At 63.1% G+C, this 16,742-nt stretch carries 20 protein-coding genes; 18 read left to right on the forward strand and 2 right to left on the reverse strand.

Annotated features, from left to right (window positions below; all coding sequences use genetic code 11):
* Positions 1–23 precede the first annotated feature (23 nt).
* Positions 24–1,019 carry an HAD family hydrolase gene (locus A0W34_RS08135; RefSeq protein ID WP_081558766.1) on the reverse strand — a complete coding sequence of 332 codons (996 nt, stop codon included), beginning with the start codon at positions 1,017–1,019 and terminating at the stop codon, positions 24–26.
* Positions 1,020–1,219: 200 nt separating this feature from the next.
* On the opposite strand from A0W34_RS08135, the gene A0W34_RS08140 reads away from it, so the two are divergent.
* From A0W34_RS08140 to A0W34_RS08190, 12 genes are all read left to right on the forward strand, one after another.
* Positions 1,220–1,480, forward strand: a complete 261-nt coding sequence (locus A0W34_RS08140) for a glutaredoxin family protein (RefSeq protein WP_003941953.1) — start codon at positions 1,220–1,222, stop codon at positions 1,478–1,480.
* A 140-nt stretch (positions 1,481–1,620) separates the two neighbouring features.
* Positions 1,621–2,508, forward strand: a complete 888-nt coding sequence (locus A0W34_RS08145; RefSeq protein WP_007735314.1) for a redox-sensing transcriptional repressor Rex — start codon at positions 1,621–1,623, stop codon at positions 2,506–2,508.
* Entirely contained in the window at positions 2,505–3,866 is a 1,362-nt protein-coding gene (locus A0W34_RS08150; RefSeq protein WP_003941867.1) for a glutamyl-tRNA reductase, read from the forward strand. Before A0W34_RS08145 ends, A0W34_RS08150 begins: the two co-directional genes overlap by 4 nt.
* Complete coding sequence (gene hemC, locus A0W34_RS08155; protein WP_081557556.1) at positions 3,863–4,837, forward strand: hydroxymethylbilane synthase; 975 nt, start codon at positions 3,863–3,865, stop codon at positions 4,835–4,837. The genes A0W34_RS08150 and hemC overlap by 4 nt, the downstream gene beginning before the upstream one ends.
* A gap of 60 nt (positions 4,838–4,897) precedes the next feature.
* Positions 4,898–6,460: a uroporphyrinogen-III synthase gene (locus A0W34_RS08160; RefSeq protein WP_003941969.1), complete on the forward strand. Its 1,563-nt coding sequence runs from the start codon at positions 4,898–4,900 to the stop codon at positions 6,458–6,460.
* Positions 6,461–6,535: 75 nt separating this feature from the next.
* Positions 6,536–7,510 carry a porphobilinogen synthase gene (hemB, locus tag A0W34_RS08165; RefSeq protein ID WP_007735309.1) on the forward strand — a complete coding sequence of 325 codons (975 nt, stop codon included), beginning with the start codon at positions 6,536–6,538 and terminating at the stop codon, positions 7,508–7,510.
* Between the two features lie 49 nt (positions 7,511–7,559).
* Positions 7,560–8,222: a hypothetical protein gene (locus A0W34_RS08170; protein WP_003942024.1), complete on the forward strand. Its 663-nt coding sequence runs from the start codon at positions 7,560–7,562 to the stop codon at positions 8,220–8,222.
* A 57-nt stretch (positions 8,223–8,279) separates the two neighbouring features.
* Positions 8,280–8,435: a hypothetical protein gene (locus A0W34_RS33150; RefSeq protein ID WP_003941930.1), complete on the forward strand. Its 156-nt coding sequence runs from the start codon at positions 8,280–8,282 to the stop codon at positions 8,433–8,435.
* Between the two features lie 15 nt (positions 8,436–8,450).
* Positions 8,451–8,888 (forward strand): hypothetical protein, encoded by a 438-nt coding sequence (locus tag A0W34_RS08175; protein ID WP_003942066.1) that lies wholly within the window; start codon positions 8,451–8,453, stop codon positions 8,886–8,888.
* Positions 8,881–9,396: a hypothetical protein gene (locus A0W34_RS08180; RefSeq protein ID WP_003941872.1), complete on the forward strand. Its 516-nt coding sequence runs from the start codon at positions 8,881–8,883 to the stop codon at positions 9,394–9,396. Before A0W34_RS08175 ends, A0W34_RS08180 begins: the two co-directional genes overlap by 8 nt.
* A complete protein-coding gene (locus tag A0W34_RS08185; protein WP_051649637.1) occupies positions 9,389–9,661 on the forward strand; it encodes a hypothetical protein in 273 nt (90 codons plus the stop codon). The genes A0W34_RS08180 and A0W34_RS08185 overlap by 8 nt, the downstream gene beginning before the upstream one ends.
* A gap of 31 nt (positions 9,662–9,692) precedes the next feature.
* Positions 9,693–9,974 carry a metal-sensitive transcriptional regulator gene (locus A0W34_RS08190; RefSeq protein ID WP_003942012.1) on the forward strand — a complete coding sequence of 94 codons (282 nt, stop codon included), beginning with the start codon at positions 9,693–9,695 and terminating at the stop codon, positions 9,972–9,974.
* Between the two features lie 12 nt (positions 9,975–9,986).
* On the opposite strand, the gene A0W34_RS08195 is transcribed toward A0W34_RS08190, so the two are convergent.
* Positions 9,987–10,598, reverse strand: coding sequence for a TetR/AcrR family transcriptional regulator (locus tag A0W34_RS08195; RefSeq protein ID WP_003942004.1), 612 nt, complete (start codon positions 10,596–10,598; stop codon positions 9,987–9,989).
* A gap of 254 nt (positions 10,599–10,852) precedes the next feature.
* Between A0W34_RS08195 and A0W34_RS08200 the strand changes: the two genes are divergently transcribed.
* Genes A0W34_RS08200 through A0W34_RS08225 form a run of 6 tightly spaced genes read left to right on the forward strand, consistent with a single transcriptional unit; the run spans position 10,853 to position 16,739 of the window.
* Positions 10,853–11,599, forward strand: a complete 747-nt coding sequence (locus A0W34_RS08200) for a 3'(2'),5'-bisphosphate nucleotidase CysQ (RefSeq protein WP_042453014.1) — start codon at positions 10,853–10,855, stop codon at positions 11,597–11,599.
* On the forward strand, positions 11,596–12,501 hold the full coding sequence (gene cysD / locus A0W34_RS08205; RefSeq protein ID WP_019744365.1) for a sulfate adenylyltransferase subunit CysD: 906 nt from the start codon (positions 11,596–11,598) through the stop codon (positions 12,499–12,501). Before A0W34_RS08200 ends, cysD begins: the two co-directional genes overlap by 4 nt.
* Positions 12,501–14,402, forward strand: a complete 1,902-nt coding sequence (gene cysN / locus A0W34_RS08210; RefSeq protein WP_081557557.1) for a sulfate adenylyltransferase subunit CysN — start codon at positions 12,501–12,503, stop codon at positions 14,400–14,402. Before cysD ends, cysN begins: the two co-directional genes overlap by 1 nt.
* 24 nt (positions 14,403–14,426) lie before the next feature.
* Positions 14,427–14,786 (forward strand): nuclear transport factor 2 family protein, encoded by a 360-nt coding sequence (locus A0W34_RS08215; protein WP_070162618.1) that lies wholly within the window; start codon positions 14,427–14,429, stop codon positions 14,784–14,786.
* Positions 14,780–15,571 carry an SDR family oxidoreductase gene (locus A0W34_RS08220; RefSeq protein ID WP_064074195.1) on the forward strand — a complete coding sequence of 264 codons (792 nt, stop codon included), beginning with the start codon at positions 14,780–14,782 and terminating at the stop codon, positions 15,569–15,571. Before A0W34_RS08215 ends, A0W34_RS08220 begins: the two co-directional genes overlap by 7 nt.
* Before the next feature lie 22 nt (positions 15,572–15,593).
* On the forward strand, positions 15,594–16,739 hold the full coding sequence (locus A0W34_RS08225) for a sulfotransferase family protein (protein WP_073512135.1): 1,146 nt from the start codon (positions 15,594–15,596) through the stop codon (positions 16,737–16,739).
* Positions 16,740–16,742 lie beyond the last annotated feature (3 nt).

Genomic DNA, 16,742 nt, shown 5'->3' on the forward strand with positions numbered 1-16,742 from the left:
TGCTCGATCCGGACCGAACCCGCTCAGGCGTTCTGTTCTTTGCGCCTGGCGAGAATTGCCGCGAGCGCCCCGCCGACCGCTCCGAGCACCAGCGCCGTCGGTACGCCGATCTTGGCGGCCTTTCGTCCGGTGCGGAAATCGCGAACTTCCCACCCGCGGTTCTTCGCGAGTTCACGAAGATCTGCGTCGGGATTGATCGCCACCGGTGTCCCCACCAACGAGAGCATCGGAACGTCGTTGTGGCTGTCGGAGTAGGCGGAACAGCGCTTGAGATTGAGTCCTTCACGCACCGCCAACGTCCGTACGGCGTGCGCCTTGCCCATGCCGTGCAGGATGTCGCCGACGAGTCGGCCGGTGAAGACGCCGTCCTCACTCTCGGCGACAGTGCCCAAGGCGCCGGTCAATCCCAGTTTCTCGGCGATGACCTGAGCCAGTTCGACCGGAGTTGCCGTCACCAACCACACCTGTTGTCCGGCGTCGAGGTGCATCTGGGCCAACGCCCTCGTGCCTGGCCAGATCTTGTCGGCGATGACCTCGTCGTAGATCTCCTCGCCGAGGCGGGCGAGTTCGGCGGTGGATCGACCGGCCACGAAGGACAGTGCTTTCTCGCGGCCTTCGGCGACGTCGTTGCTACTTTCTCGGCCGGTGACTCGGAACTTGATCTGCTTCCACGCGAAATCCACCAGATCCGAGGTCTTGAGATACTTTCGTGCAGCGAGACCACGGGCGAAGTGGATGATCGACGCACCCTGCACCATGGTGTTGTCGACGTCGAAGAATGCGGCGGCCGTGAGGTCGCGCGGAACGGCCGGGGGCTCTTCGCCGGTTTCCGGTTCTGTGGGGTTGGCAGCTTCGTGCAATGCCAGAGCTGCGTCAGCGCTCGCCTCGCCGGCGAGATTGGCTCGAACTTCCGACTCACTCGGGCCCAGCGGATTCTTCACATGGCGACGTCCGGGGAGAATGACCCCGGCAAGCCCTGATCCGAATCCGGAGCCGTTCGGTAGTGATCGCGCAGGCACCCGCACCTCCCGTGTTGCATTCTCGAGCAGAGAACTCTTCGAGTCAGCCTATCCTCCGCGATGAGGCCCGATGGGTTGGATGGTGACCTTCCCTGTGGTGTGTGACGTTCCTCTCCGCCGATTTGGCACCGAGTGGGGCTCCGGAGGCACACTCGACCGATCAAGTAGATGGCGTCCCCGTAGAAGAAAGGTATGCGTCGATGACTGCAGCTACGCATGAAGTGACCCTGTTGACACGCGCAGGATGCGCGTCCTGCGTCGGCGCGGCGGAGGTCCTGCGACGGGTCTGTTCCGAGTTCGAGCTGGAATTGACGTGCATCGACGTGGACGAAGCTGCCGCGACGGATCCAGAGCTGAGAGCGGAGTACGGAGACAGATTGCCCGTCATTCTTCTCGACGGACGCGAGCACGGTTACTGGGAAGTCGACGAGGAGCGCCTTCGTGACGATTTACGCAAGTAAGGCAACCCTCAAAGTTGTCCGCGGAGCCGCTTTGCAGGTGAACGGCACATCGAACCCGTCTCGAGCAACTTTGTGCATGGGTTCACAAGCGGTTACCGTGGTGTGAACATTCCCCCGGAGCATCGTGGAGGTCGACAGTCGTGTCGACCGGACGAGGAGCCAGCGACGTGACCGAACCGCACCAGACGCATGAGCCTGTGGCTCAGCGCGTCACCGGCGCTGCGGGCTCTTCCGTCACCGACGCTTCCAGCGCCTCGGTTACCGACCCGATCGCTCAGGATCGCGTCATCCCCCAGGCTACGGTGACGCGCTTGGCCGCATACCTGCGGGTCCTCGGAGTGATGTCCGACCGGGGTACCTCCATCGTCTCGAGCGAGGAACTCGCGCAGGCGTCAGGTGTCGGATCAGCGAAGTTGCGTAAGGATCTGTCGTTCCTCGGACCCAACGGTGTCCGTGGCGTCGGGTACGACGTCAACAGGCTCCGCATCCGCATCGAGCGTGCACTCGGACTCGATCGTGGGCACAAGGTCGTTCTCGTCGGAGTCGGAAACCTCGGCAAGGCGCTGGTCGGCTACGGCGGATTCAGCCGCCGCGGTTTCGAGATGGTCGGACTCTTCGACAGTGATGCAGATCGAATCGGAAGCAGAGTCGGGGATCTCGTCGTGCGCAGCACCGAGGAACTGACCGTCGCCTGCCGTGAACTGAATGCGACCATCGGCGTCATCTCCACACCGGACGAGGCAGCTCAGGGCGTGTGCGACCAGTTCGTCAGCGCCGGGCTGCGCTGCATCATGAGTTTTTCGCCGATCGCCCTCGACGTTCCCGATCACGTGGAACTGCGACGTGTAGATCTAGCCGTCGAGATGCAGGTTCTCTCCTTCAACAGTGCGCGCAATGCCGATCAGGCATCCAGCGCGCCGCGAGTACGAGTGGCTCACGCCGCATCCGCTTCGTCAGTCCCATCCACCAGTTCACCCGCTCCGGTCGGAGCAGGTTCGACAAGAAACGGATCAGTGATCGCGCCGTGAGTGTTCTGCTTGTCGGGGTCTCGCATCGAACCGCGCCCGTCCCGGTGCTCGAGCGAGTAGCTGTCACCGACACCGATCGTCCGAAGCTGATCGACAAGCTTCTGGCGTCTTCGCACATCTCCGAAGCGATGATCGTCTCCACCTGTAACCGGGTGGAGGTCTACGCGGTGGTGGACGCGTTCCACGGTGCACTCACCGAGGTCGGTGAAATCCTGGCCGACCATTCGGGTCTCGACCTGACAGCGCTGCACGCTCACGCGTACGTCCGCTACAGCGAAGCAGCCGTCGAGCACCTCTTCGCGGTGGCCAGCGGCCTCGATTCCATGGTGATCGGCGAACAGCAGATCCTCGGCCAGATCCGTTCGGCCTACGCATCTTCGGATGCGCAGCAGGCCGCCGGACGCGTCGTCCACGAACTGGCTCAGCAGGCACTGCGCGTCGGCAAGCGAGTGCATTCCGAAACCGGAATCGACTCCGCCGGAGCATCAGTCGTGTCGGTGGCTCTCGATCGTGCAGCGGGCATCATCGGTGAGGGCGGCCTGGTCGGCCGCACTGCCGTGGTTGTCGGTGCAGGCTCGATGGGCGGTCTGTCGGTTGCGCATCTCACCCGCGCCGGAATCGCACGCATCGTCGTCGTCAACCGGACACAGGAACGCGCCGAGCACCTGGCAGAGACGGCACGCTCCAACGGCGTCGACGCCGACGGTGTTGCCTTCGATCAGCTTTCGGCCGCGATGGCGCAGGCAGATGTCATGGTCACCTGTACCGGCGCGGTCGGGGCAGTGGTCACCCTGGCGGATGTGCACCGCGCACTCGCCGAGCCCGATCGCGACAACACCAAGCACCTCGTCATCTGCGACCTCGGGCTGCCGCGCGACATCGATCCCGCCGTCGCCGGCCTGCCGGGTGTGACCGTTCTCGACATGGAGACGCTGCAGCGTGATCCAGCGGCAGGCGCCGCCGCCTCTGACGCAGATGCCGCACGCACCATCGTCGCCGGCGAGCTTGCGACCTACCTTGCCGGACAGCGCCTCGCCGAGGTCACTCCGACCGTGACGGCTTTGCGTCAGCGCGCCGCCGACGTCGTCGAAGCCGAACTGATGCGACTCGATTCGCGTCTGCCCGGCCTGGACGATCCGCAGCGCGACGAGGTTGCACGCACCGTGCGACGCGTCGTGGACAAGCTGCTCCACGCCCCGACCGTGCGCGTCAAGCAACTCGCGTCGGCCCCCGGCGGCGACTCCTACGCAGCAGCGCTGCGCGAACTCTTCGAACTCAGCCCCGGATCTCCCGCGGCCGTGGCCACACCCACCGATCTGGTGGACGGCGACCGCACTGGAAGGGACCTGCAGGCATGAGCGTCACCACCCCTCGATCGGGGAGCCCGCTGCGGATCGGCACTCGCGGAAGTCTTCTCGCGACCACGCAAGCCGGTACCGTGCGCGATGCCCTCATTGCGGCCGGACATCCCGCCGAGTTGGTCATCATCAAGACCAAGGGCGACCAGTCCACCGATCCCGTCCAGAAGATCGGCGTCGGAGTGTTCACGGCAGAGCTTCGAGAAGCCTTGGTGGACAACCGCGTCGACGTTGCGGTGCATTCCTACAAGGACTTACCGACCGCGCAGGACCCGCGTTTCGTCATCGCGGCGATTCCCCCACGCGAAGATCCGCGTGACGCGCTGGTCGCCCGTGACGGTCTGGTCCTCGGGGAGCTTCCGGCCGGTTCCAAGGTGGGAACCTCGGCGCCGCGCCGTGTTTCGCAGCTGAAGGCACTCGGTCTCGGCCTCGACATCGTGCCGTTGCGGGGCAACCTGCAGCGCCGTCTCGGCAAGGTCGAATCCGGTGAACTCGACGCCGTGATCCTCGCTCGCGCCGGCCTGTCTCGTATCGGTCTGCTCGATCTCATCACCGAGAACATCGAGCCCGTGCAGATGCTCCCCGCTCCGGCGCAGGGTGCTCTGGCCGTCGAATGCCTTTCTGCCAATGTGGAATTGGCGGCGATCCTCGCCGAGCACGACGACGCGGGTACCCGGGCGGCAGTTACGGCCGAGCGCGCCCTGCTCGCCGAGTTGGAAGCCGGCTGCACCGCTCCGGTGGGAGCGATCGCGGAGATCGTCGAATCCCTCGACGACGACGGCAGAATCTTCGACGAACTGTCGGTACGCGGCTGCGCAGCCGCCATCGACGGTTCGGACGTCATCCGTACCGGCGCCGTGGGTGCGCCGGACAAGGCCGAGGAACTCGGCCGAGCGGTAGCGCGCGAGTTACTCGAACTCGGCGCCCGCGAGTTGATGAACGTGACTACAGGCGAGGCAGCCGATGTTTGACGCCCCACTTTGCACTTGCACCAAGTTCCCATTTCGATACAGCGCACTGGAGAATCACCGATGACCCGAGTCCGAAAGAACACTCCCGGACGGATCCTGTTCGTGGGATCGGGACCGGGCGACCCCGCCCTGCTCACCGTTCGCGCACGTGACGTCCTCACCGGCGCCGCAATGGCATTCACCGATCCGGATGTCGACAAGGGCGTCGTCGCACTCGTCGGCATCGACATGGGCCGCGACGAGGAGACCGGCGAGCTGATCGCGGACGTGCGTCCGGCACTCGGCGAGCCTGCCGAGGTTGCAAAGACATTGGTGCACGAGGCCAAGAACGGCCACGACGTCGTGCGTCTGGTCTCCGGCGACCCGCTGACCACGGATTCCGTGATCGCAGAGGTCACCGCAGTCGCCCGTACGCAGGTTCAGTTCGAGGTTCTCCCGGGTCTGCCTTCGGGTTCGGCTGTGCCGAGCTACGCCGGCATGGCGCTCGGCTCGGGTCACACCGAGGCCGACGTTCGCGGTGAAGTCGACTGGGCTGCTCTGGCCGCTGCACCGGGACCGCTTGTCCTGCACGCGACGTCCGGACATCTCGCCGAGACCGCCAGCGCGCTGGTCGAGAACGGCTTGGCCCCGCAGACGCCTGCTGCGATCACCGTCCGCGGTACCACTCGTCAGCAGCGAACCGTCGAGGCAACTCTCGCGACGCTCAACGAAGCCGGATCCGAACTAGTGGGCTCGCTCATCGTCACCGTCGGCAAGGTTGTCGCGCAGCGCAACAAGATGTCGTGGTGGGAATCGCGCGCTCTGTACGGCTGGACCGTCCTCGTGCCGCGCACCAAGGATCAGGCCGGCGAGATGAGCGACCGTCTGGTCACTCACGGAGCGATCCCGATCGAGGTTCCGACCATCGCCGTCGAGCCGCCTCGCAGCCCGGCTCAGATGGAGCGTTCGGTCAAGGGACTCGTCGACGGTCGCTACCAGTGGGTCGTCTTCACTTCCACCAATGCTGTTCGCGCAGTGTGGGAGAAGTTCGAAGAGTTCGGCCTCGACGCTCGCGCCTTCTCCGGTGTGAAGATCGCCTGCATCGGTGAAGCAACCGCAGCCAAGGTGCGCTCGTTCGGCATCAACCCCGAGCTGATCCCGACCGGTGAGCAGTCCAGCGAAGGCCTGTTGGCCGAATTCGCCCCGTACGACGACGTTTTCGATCCGGTCAACCGGGTTCTGTTGCCGCGGGCGGACATTGCGACCGAAACCCTCGCAGAGGGCCTGCGCGAACGCGGTTGGGAGATCGACGACGTCACCGCCTACCGCACCGTCCGGGCAGCGCCGCCGCCGGCCGAGACCCGCGAGATGATCAAGACCGGTGGATTCGACGCCGTCTGCTTCACCTCGTCCTCGACCGTGCGCAACCTCGTCGGCATCGCCGGCAAGCCGCACGCCCGCACGTTGGTCGCGTGCATCGGCCCGAAGACGGCCGAAACCGCTATCGAGTTCGGTCTGCGCGTCGACGTGCAGCCCGAGACCTCGCAGGTGGGACCGCTGGTGGAGGCTCTCGCCGAGCATGCTGCTCGTCTGCGCGCCGAAGGTGCTTTGCCGCCCCCGCGCAAGAAGTCTCGAAGGCGCTAGCGCACCCGTGAGGGGTTGAGGAGTCTGTGGACTCCTCAACCGCTCACAGGTTCCGACGAAGGAGGGCTACTTCTCGTGTTTCCTACTCATCGCCCTCGCCGGCTCCGGCGCACTCCTGCGCTCCGGCGACTCGTGGCAGAGACCTCGCTCGAACCCCGGCACCTCGTTTTGCCGATGTTCGTCGCCGACGGCATCGACGCACCGCGTGAGATCAGTTCCATGCCAGGCGTTTTCCAGCACACCCTCGATTCGCTGCGGTCCGCAGCGGTGGAAGCGGTGGAAGCCGGCGTCGGTGGCCTGATGCTGTTCGGTGTCCCGAAGGCGGAGGACAAGGATCCCCAGGGGTCCGGTGCCTCCGATCCCGACGGCATCCTCAACGTCGGATTGCGCGCTCTGGCAGACGAACTCGGCGATTCGACGGTCATCATGGCCGATACCTGCCTCGACGAGTTCACCGATCACGGCCACTGCGGCGTGTTGACTGCCGGCGGCGCTGTCGACAACGACGCGACCTTGATCCGATACGTAGAAATGGCTCTCGCGCAAGCTGAATCGGGTGCGCACCTGCTCGGCCCCAGCGGCATGATGGACGGTCAGGTGGCTGCGATCCGTGGTGCACTCGATGCTTCGGGGTATGTCGATGTCGGCCAGCTCGCCTATGCCGCGAAATATGCGTCAGCGTTCTACGGGCCGTTCCGTGAAGCCGTCGGATCCTCACTGCAAGGCGACCGTCGTACGTATCAGCAGGACGGCGCCAATCGCCGCGAGTCGATGCGCGAGGTAGACCTCGACGTCGCCGAGGGCGCCGACATGGTGATGGTCAAGCCTGCAATGTCCTACCTGGACATTCTGCGTGAGACCGCCGACCGGTCCCCGGTTCCGGTCGCTGCGTACCAGATCTCGGGGGAGTACTCGATGATCACTGCGGCCGCGCAGAACGGGTGGATCGATCGGGACGCGGCGATTCTCGAATCGCTCATCAGCATTCGCCGCGCCGGTGCCGACGTGGTCCTCACGTACTGGGCGTCGGAAGTTGCCGGATGGCTGTGACGGAGTCACGCATGGTGGCTGCGCCGGTATCGACCGATACGCTGGTGTCATGACCGAGCAGTGGCCGCCGTCGCGCCAGGAACCGCCCCGCCGGGAACCTCCCTACGAGAACCAGCCGTTCGAGAATCAGCCGTACCGCGAACTCGGACCGATGCCGACGGGTCAGATCCCGGGATACGGCCCCGGTTACAACGGATACCCGGGACCTGCGCCGAAACCCGAGCCGCCGACGGACGTCGTGACTGCGATTCAGTTGTGGTGGGCTGTGACGGCGCTGGGGTTGGTCCAGGGCGGCGCGATGATCTGGATGCTGCTCGGGCAGAAGTCGATGTTCGTCGACGAGATGCTCAGAAATCAGGCAGCTGTCGACGCCGGTCTGACGCGTTCCGACGTGGAGGGCATGTTCCCACTGGTCATCGTATTCTCTGCGGTTTTGGTCGTGATCGTCACCGCCGTGTTCCTTCTGTTCGTGCGCGCGATGAGTCGCGGCAAGAACTGGGCTCGAATGTTGCTGACGTTCTGTGGCGTCTTCATGCTGGTATCCGCGATCCCGGTGATCTTCGGGCTCGGCGGAGACGGCGGCGCGGCCACTCTGCTGTTCGGCGGAGCGGAAATCCTGCAGGCAGTTGCTGCTGTCGGGGCGATCGTGATGATGCACCGAAAAGAGTCCAATCCGTACTTTCTTCGTTTCCCCCCGGCGGGGAACCGGTAGGTAGCTCGGGGTACTGTGAAACGGGTCACTGAAGTAGTAGGGGAGAGGTCGGACGCGATGAGTTCTCAGGAAGCCCTGCGTACGGAAAGCACCCACGACGCGCCTCTGCGCCAACGTGGTTCACGCACCGAAGTGATCTTGTTCGCGATCCTCGGAGCCTCTGTTCTGGTGACACTCCTGATGCTCATGATTCCGGGCATCGTCAGCGGATAGCGCACACTTGAACCCGTGAGTATCTCTACGAAGGTCAGGCGCCCGACGGCTGTCGAGGCAGCATTCTGGCTGTGGATCGCCAGCGCGTTCCTGCTCATACTCTTCGGCCTGATCAATGTCACCAGCGCTTCGTATTCGTTGCGTGAGCAGTTCACCGATCAAGGCGTTTCGGCCGGAAACATCGACATCTACGTCACCTTCGTGCGGGTGTCAGGGCTGGTTCTGCTGTTGACCGGCCTCGCGATCGGCGGCCTCGCCGGTCCCACTCGCGCCGGAAGGGCGCTGTGCCGACGGATCCTGGTGATCGTGTCCGGAGTGTTCGCGGTGCTGCAGATCGCGCTGGTCGTGGCCGGGATAAGTACCGTGCTCGCGCTGGTTGTTCCCGTCATGCTGATCTGTGCCTGCGTCGCGATCTACCGCGACACCACCCGAAGTTGGTTTGCCCGTGGCTGATCGCGCGCCGGAAATCGGCCCGGACGTTCTGTACTACGAACCGGGTTCTCGGTGGTGGGCCATCGCGTTCGGTCCGATCTTCTGCCTGATCGCCTTGGTCATCGAGCTGTTCACCGGCCCGGTGGTGCATTGGTTCGGTCTGGCGATGTTCGCCGTGATCCTCACCGGATTGGTCTACGTGCAGGTGATCGCAGCACGGCGGCACGCGAGCGTACTTCTGACGGCGACCACGTTGCGTCAGGGAACCGAAGAGGTGCCGATCACCGAGATCGCCGAGGTGTTCCCGGAGTCCGACGACGCTGCCTACGAGGACGAAATGGAACCGTGGGAAACGGCACGCGCGCTCGGTGAGCTGTCCGGAGTGCCCAGGCGTCGGCACGGTATCGGCTTACGTTTGACCACCGGGGGATTGGTGCGGGCGTGGGCAAAGGACGATCAGGCACTGCGCGAGGCGTTGAGTCAGGTCGTTGTGGTTGGTGTCGAACCGGACGGGTCTGCCGATGACTGAGCCACCGCCATCCCCGCGTGTCGACGTGAAGACGTGGATCGGTGTACTCGGTATCGTCGCCGCAACGATTCTGGCGGTCGTGTGCTGGCGAGCGGGTACGACGACGTCCGACTTCGGACCGATACTGGAGGGCGCTCCACCGTTCGAGAGCACGCACTACGACGGTCTCTGGATCTCGGGCGCCGGGTTGTCGATTCTGGTTGCGGGGCTGATGGCCATCGATGTCGTGCGCCGCGTCCGGGTGGGCTTCGTCGCATCGCAGTAGCCCTCATACGGGTAGGGGGTATAGTTGCGGTATGAGTAGTTACAGCCCCGAGCAGGACGATCTGCTCAAGCGCCTTCGTCGTATCGAAGGTCAGGTAGCCGGAATTTCACGCATGGTCGCAGACGACCGGTACTGCATCGACGTGCTCACCCAGGTATCCGCCGCGACGAGCGCGTTGCAGTCCGTGTCCCTGAAGCTTCTCGACGCCCACCTTGCGGGTTGCGTCGTCGAAGCTGCCAAGCAGGGTGGTCCGGAAGCGGACGTCAAGATCAAGGAAGCTCAGGCGGCCATCGCTCGCCTCGTTCGTTCGTAAGGTGTCGGTCCGTCACTCCGTGATGGACCGCGCGAGCGCCCGGGCGGAGAAGCTCACGAAGTACTCGGGTGTGACTTCTTTGGCGATGTTGATGACGATGGTGTCCGACAGGCCTTTGAGTCCGGAGAGCACGAGATGGATCAACGCGGGGTCGTCGATCAACCGGCTCCCTTCGGCTGCAGCAGATTCGGTGAGCGCTCGAATCAATGCCGAGTTGTAGACCGCTACGGATGCGTGAAGTTCCCGCATGCTTTCTCGGTCGGACCCGGCCATGCCTTCGATGTCGCGCCAAGTGGTGGTAAGTCGACCCACCCGTGCCCAGTGCCGAGCAAACTCGGAAATCATGGACTCGAGTAAGGCGCTCAGTCCTTGCTCGCGGGGGAGCGAGTTCACGAAGTCCGCCATTTCCAGCTGACTTTCGCTGAGGAGGGCGGCGAAGATGTCCTGCTTGTCGACGAAGTACTGGTAGATCAGGCCAGTGCTGGTGCCGGCTCGTTTGGCGACAGCGCGGATCGTGAGCGCGGAGTAGCCTCCTTCGTCCAGAAGCGAGATCGCCGCGTCGAGAGTTCGGCGTCGACGCACTTCGGCGTCGCCGTAGATCGACTTGCTGCTGGTACTGCTCATTTGATCACCGTAGTCGCGGTGGTCGGCATCCTCAATTCACATCGAACACTGTTCGTTGTCGAACGCCACCCAGAAACTAATGTGACTCAGATCATAGAATGAACATTGTTCGAAATAGAATGAACATCGTTCATTCTGGTGTTACGGTATGGCGCAGACCACATCGAGGCCAGTGCAAAGCGCTGGACACTCTGCGGTCTGCCTGACCTTTCTTCCCGTATCGATCGGGAGGTCTACACAGTTGTGGAGTACCTATGACACGCACTAACGATGAACGCGCGGCGATCGACATCGCCGCTGCGGCTGGAGAACTTCTGCTCGACCATCGGAAATCCCTCGGCGAAAACGACGGTGATGTCGCGACTTTCAAGAACGCGGCCGATCGGCTCAGTCATGAATTCATCGTCGCCGAACTTGCCCGACGCTTTCCTGCGGATGCAGTGCTGTCGGAGGAAGGGGCTGACGACCTCGCGAGGCTGGCTGCGGATCGGGTGTGGATCGTCGACCCTCTCGACGGCACCCGTGAGTACGGCGAGGCCGGACGATCGGACTGGGCCGTTCATGTTGCGCTGACCGAAAACGGTGTCCTCACAACCGGTGCGGTCGCAATGCCTGCCCTTGGCGTCACCTATTCGAGCAGCGATGATCGGACCGAACGGGATGCCGCGACGCCGGTTCGAGTCGTCGTATCGCGGACGCGTCGTCCGGAACCGGTCATGCGCATGGCCGACTCGATGGGCGCGGAGTTGATCGAAATGGGATCCGCCGGAGCCAAAGCAATGGCGGTCGTCTCGGGTGAGGCAGACATCTACGCACATGCGGGCGGACAGTACGAGTGGGATTCGGCGGCGCCCGTTGCTGTCGCACATGCTGCGGGACTGCATGTTTCGCGTATCGATGGCAGCGAACTGCGCTACAACCAGGAAAACCCGTGGTTGCCGGATCTGCTGATCTGCCGACCCGAACTCGCCCCGAAAGCACTGGAGGAACTGGGCCGATGACCGCGACACTGACGCACCTCGAACGACTCGAAGCCGAGAGCATTCACATCATGCGTGAAGCTGTTGCCCAGAGCGAGAACCCGGTGATGTTGTACTCGGTGGGCAAGGACTCCGCCGTGATGCTGCATCTGGCGCGCAAGGCCTTCTATCCGTCGAAGCTGCCGTTTCCGCTTCTGCACGTCGATACCACGTGGAAGTTCCGTGAAATGTACAAACTTCGTGACAGTACCGCCGCTGCAGGCGATCTCGATCTGATCGTCCACACCAACCCGGACTGCGTGAAGCAGGGGATCAACCCGTTCACTCACGGCAGCGCTGTCCATACCGACATGTGGAAGACCGAAGGCCTCAAACAAGCCCTCGATCACTACAAGTTCGACGCTGCATTCGGCGGCGCCCGCCGTGACGAAGAAAAATCCCGCGCCAAGGAACGCATCTTCTCGATCCGATCAGCTGCGCACCGTTGGGATCCCAAGCAGCAGCGACCGGAACTGTGGCGGATGTACAACGTCCGCAAAGCGCCGGGCGAGAGCCTGCGCGTCTTCCCTCTCTCGAACTGGACCGAGCTGGATGTGTGGGAATACATACGCCAGGAAGAGATTCCGATCGTTCCGCTGTATTTTGCCGACAAGCGGCCCGTCGTCGAGCGGGACGGTGCGCTGATCATGGTCGACGACGACCGGATGCCGTTGCTGCCGGGAGAGACTCCGGAACTCAAGAGCGTTCGTTTCCGCACCCTCGGCTGCTACCCGCTGACCGGAGCCGTCGAATCGACCGCCACGAGCCTGACCGAGATCATCTCGGAAATGTTGCTCACCACCACTTCCGAACGCCAGGGACGGGTCATCGACCACGACTCCAGCGCGTCGATGGAAAAGAAGAAGCAAGAGGGGTACTTCTGATGACTGTTTCCTCGGATCTGATCGCTGACGACATCGAGGCGTACCTCGAACGTCATGCGAACAAGAGCATGCTGCGATTCATCACGTGCGGCAGCGTCGACGACGGCAAGAGCACCTTGATCGGCCGTCTGCTCTACGAATCGAAACTCGTCTTCGACGACCAGTTGACGGCGCTCGAAGCCGATTCGCGCAAGAGCGGAACCCAGGGGGAGGGGCTCGATTTCGCGCTCCTGGTCGACGGCCTCGCCGCCGAACGTGAGCAGGGCATCACGATCGACGTCGCCTACCGCTACTTCACGACCGAGCGACGCAAGTTCGTCGTCGCCGATACTCCGGGGCACGAGCAGTACACCCGAAACATGGTGACGGGCGCGTCGACCGCCGATCTTGCTGTGATCCTTGTCGATTCCCGCAAGGGGATACTGACCCAGACCCGCCGGCACTCGTATCTGGTGTCGTTGCTGGGGATCAAGCACGTGGTGCTTGCCGTGAACAAACTCGACCTCGTCGACTACTCGCGAGAGGTCTTCGATGCCATTACCGCGGATTATGCAGAGTTCGCTCACGAGATCGGTCTGGACGGGTTCGTCGCCATCCCGATGTCGGCATACATGGGTGACAATCTCACCGAGCGCAGTGCGAATACCCCGTGGTACTCCGGACCAAGCCTGATCGAGCATCTCGAAAGCGTGGACATCGACGATGCTGCCGCCGCGGCTCCGTTCCGGATGCCGGTGCAGTGGGTCAACCGGCCGGACCTCGACTTCCGCGGATTCTCCGGCCAGATCGTTTCCGGCACCGTATCTCCCGGAGATCCCATCCGCGTGCTCCCCAGTGGAAAGACGTCCTCAGTCGAGCGCATCGTGACCATGGGTGGCGACCTCGACGTTGCCGGTGCGGGCCGCTCGGTCACCATCACGCTCGCCGACGAGATCGACATCAGTCGCGGTGATGTGCTGTCCATCGGCGACAATCCGCCGGCCGTAGCCGATCAGTTCGAGGCCTGCATCGTCTGGATGGGTGAGGCTCCCATGCTGCCAGAACGGCCGTTCCTGTGCCAGATCGGTACCGTCACAGTCACTGCGCGCATCACCAAACCGAAACACAAGATCAACGTCAACACTCTCGAGAAGACCGCAACGACTACTCTCGCGCTCAACGAAATCGGTGTGTGCAACCTCAGTTTCGATCGACCGGTCCCGTTCGACCCGTACGTCGGCAACCGTGACACCGGTAGCTTCATCCTCATCGACCGCCTTACCAACGGCACTGTCGGTGCGGGCATGATCACGCACTCGCTGCGTCGATCGGACAACATTCACTGGCAATCCGTGGACGTCGACGAGGCCGCGCACACCAGGCTCAAGGGACACCAACCCGCAGTTCTGTGGTTCACCGGTCTCTCCGGTTCGGGAAAGTCGACCATCGCGAACGATGTCGAGCGTCAACTACACGCACTCGGCGCGCACACCTACCTCCTCGACGGAGACAACGTCCGTCACGGGCTGAATCGAGACCTCGGATTCACCGAAGCCGACCGCGTCGAGAACATCCGTCGCGTCACCGAGGTCACCCGACTGATGGCGGACGCCGGTCTGATCGTGCTCGCGTCCTTCATTTCACCGTTCGAGGCCGAGCGTCATGCCGCCCGCGAATTGATCGGCGACGAACAGTTCGTCGAAATCTTCGTCGACACCGCTCTTGCCGTCGCAGAGGAGCGAGATCCCAAGGGGCTGTACAAGAAGGCTCGACGGGGCGAGTTGGTGAACTTCACCGGAATCGATTCGCCGTACGAACCGCCGCAGAACCCTGACATTCACATCGACACCAGTGTCACGACGACCGAGGACGCTGCGATCGCGATCGTCGACCATCTCCGCGCCCGCGGAACCATTTCTTGATCCGCCTGAACATGAGGAGCATCCATGCCTGACAGGGCTGAAATAGTTTCTGCCGTAGAAGATTACGTCAAGTGTCTCGGAAGTCACGACGTCGACGGACTGGTTGCGCTGTTTGCGCCCGACGCAGTTCAACACGAACCGCTGGGGGTCCAGACCTACCGCGGCATCGACGAGATTCGCGAATTCGATACCGCGAACGCGCAGGTCGATTTCACAGTCAGCCTGCTCGGTCCGATTTCGGTGACGGGAAAGTACGCAGCGATGCAGCTTCGGGTGCAGCGCGCCGGTATCCCTGACTTCGCTGCCACCGACGTGTTCGAGTTCGACGAGAACGGCAAGATCATCTTCCTGAGTGTTGTTCTCGATCCGCAGGCGCTGTGCTGACCCATCAGGGCCTGCTGGCAGGCAAGGTTGTCGTCGTCTCGGGAGTGGGCCCGGCGCTGGGTCGTTCGATTGCGCTGCAGAGTGCGGCGGCCGGAGCGAAGGTTGTTCTGGCTGCCCGCACACCCGAGCGCTTGGAATCGGTGGCAAGGGAGATTCGAGACCGCGGCGGAATCGCGTTGGCCGTACCGACGAACCTCACCGACGTCGATTCGATCGCTTCGTTGGCGGAGACAACTGTCGCTGAGTTCGGTGCGGTGCATTGCTTGGTGAACAACGCATTTGTTCAACCCGCGCAGGTCCCGCTCCTGGACGCCGACGTGGTGTCCATCCAGTCGGGCATCGACATCAACTTGCTCGCGGCGTTGAACGTCACCAGAGAATTTGCTCCGGCATTGATCGAGTCGCACGGGTCCGTCGTGATGGTCACGTCCATGGTGTTGCGCAACCAGCTTCCCGGGTTCGGGGCCTACCGCATCATGAAATCCGGGCTCCTGGCAATGGCACGCAGTTTGTCGATCGATCTCGGTCCCAAGGGCGTTCGAGTCAATTCGGTTGCTCCCGGCTATATCTGGGCGGACTCGGTCAAGAACATGTTCGAGAAGAAGGCGGCGGCGGCAGGAGTCGACCCCAAGGTGATCTACGACGAGATCGCAGCGGGCGCCGATCTGCGCCGATTGCCGGAGCCAGATGACATCGCAAACGCTGTCGTCTTCCTCCTGTCCGATTCAGCGAGGGCCATCACAGGGCAATGTCTCGACGTCAACTGCGGTCACACGCACCACTGATCAACTCATACAAGGACTAGCCATGACACAGGATTACGACGGCATCGGTTCCATCGATCACCTGCACCAGGCTGCGCGCGAGGCGGCCGGGTACGAAAACTTCGGCAGCGAAAGCTATCTCGAAGGACTTCGAGTTCTCCTCGAGTCGTTCCAGAACGAGGCCGACCTCACTCCTCACGGCAAGGTGATCGCTCGCAAGATGATCGTCGGAGCGCTCGCGGGTCGCCTGACCAGTGAGGCCGGATTCGCGAAATATCCAGAGCACGTAGATGTTCCGATCGAACGCCCGATCTTCGTGGTCGGGTTGACCCGCACCGGCAGCACCGCGCTGCACCGTTTGCTCGGTGCCGACCCGGCGCATCAGGGCGCCGAGATGTGGCTCGCCGAGACGCCGCAGCCGCGCCCCGAGCGCGACAAGTGGTCGGAGAACGAAGATTACGTTCGCTCCGACGCCTTCTACCGTGCTCGCCAGCGTAACGAGGCAGACCTGATGAAGGTTCATTTCATGGGGGCGGAGGAGGTCGAGGAATGCTGGCGGCTGCTGCAGCAGACGATGCTCTCGACCGCGTTCGAGACGGTGGCGTACGTGCCGAGTTACACCCGGTGGCTGGCGGAGCAGGACTGGACCGAAACATATGCGCGGCACAAGAAGAACCTGCAGTTGATCGGGCTGCACGACCAGGACAGACGGTGGGTGCTCAAAAGCCCGAGCCATGTCTTCGCGATCGACGAGATCATGTCGGTCTATCCGGATGCACTGTTCGTTCGGACCTTCCGGGACCCGTTGACATCGATGGCGTCCACCTTCAGCCTCGTCGAGCAGGGCGGACACGACATGTCGAGGGCCTTCGATCGTCCGGCCATCGGGCGCACGCAACTGGAGTTGTGGGCGCGAGGGAATGCGAACTTCAACAATGCCCGTAGCCGTTACAACCCCGATCAGTTCATCGACGTCGACTACAAGGACTTCATCGCCGATGCGGTCGGCACCGTCGAGAAGATCTATGCACAGTTCGCCCTGCCCTTCACAGACGACGCCCGCGCCGCGGTGGAGGCGTCGCATCAGGCCAGCCTTGCCGAGCACCGTCGTCCGTCGCATCGCTATTCGCTCGAGGATTTCGGCGTGAGCGCTGCCGACGTCGAAGCGAAGTTCGCCACCACACCCTGAAGG

The organism is Rhodococcus sp. BH4, assembly GCF_002079265.1.
GTDB lineage: Bacteria > Actinomycetota > Actinomycetes > Mycobacteriales > Mycobacteriaceae > Rhodococcus_F > Rhodococcus_F qingshengii.

Bases quoted from the DNA above. Each gene is read 5' to 3' on its own strand.
- A0W34_RS08140 (WP_003941953.1), top strand. From the start codon at position 1,220: ATGACTGCAGCTACGCATGAAGTGACCCTGTTGACACGCGCAGGATGC.
- hemC (WP_081557556.1), top strand. From the start codon at position 3,863: ATGAGCGTCACCACCCCTCGATCGGGGAGCCCGCTGCGGATCGGCACT.
- A0W34_RS08160 (WP_003941969.1), top strand. From the start codon at position 4,898: ATGACCCGAGTCCGAAAGAACACTCCCGGACGGATCCTGTTCGTGGGA.
- A0W34_RS08170 (WP_003942024.1), top strand. From the start codon at position 7,560: ATGACCGAGCAGTGGCCGCCGTCGCGCCAGGAACCGCCCCGCCGGGAA.
- A0W34_RS33150 (WP_003941930.1), top strand. From the start codon at position 8,280: ATGAGTTCTCAGGAAGCCCTGCGTACGGAAAGCACCCACGACGCGCCT.
- A0W34_RS08185 (WP_051649637.1), top strand. From the start codon at position 9,389: ATGACTGAGCCACCGCCATCCCCGCGTGTCGACGTGAAGACGTGGATC.
- A0W34_RS08190 (WP_003942012.1), top strand. From the start codon at position 9,693: ATGAGTAGTTACAGCCCCGAGCAGGACGATCTGCTCAAGCGCCTTCGT.
- A0W34_RS08195 (WP_003942004.1), bottom strand. From the start codon at position 10,598: ATGAGCAGTACCAGCAGCAAGTCGATCTACGGCGACGCCGAAGTGCGT.
- A0W34_RS08200 (WP_042453014.1), top strand. From the start codon at position 10,853: ATGACACGCACTAACGATGAACGCGCGGCGATCGACATCGCCGCTGCG.
- cysD (WP_019744365.1), top strand. From the start codon at position 11,596: ATGACCGCGACACTGACGCACCTCGAACGACTCGAAGCCGAGAGCATT.
- cysN (WP_081557557.1), top strand. From the start codon at position 12,501: ATGACTGTTTCCTCGGATCTGATCGCTGACGACATCGAGGCGTACCTC.
- A0W34_RS08215 (WP_070162618.1), top strand. From the start codon at position 14,427: ATGCCTGACAGGGCTGAAATAGTTTCTGCCGTAGAAGATTACGTCAAG.
- A0W34_RS08225 (WP_073512135.1), top strand. From the start codon at position 15,594: ATGACACAGGATTACGACGGCATCGGTTCCATCGATCACCTGCACCAG.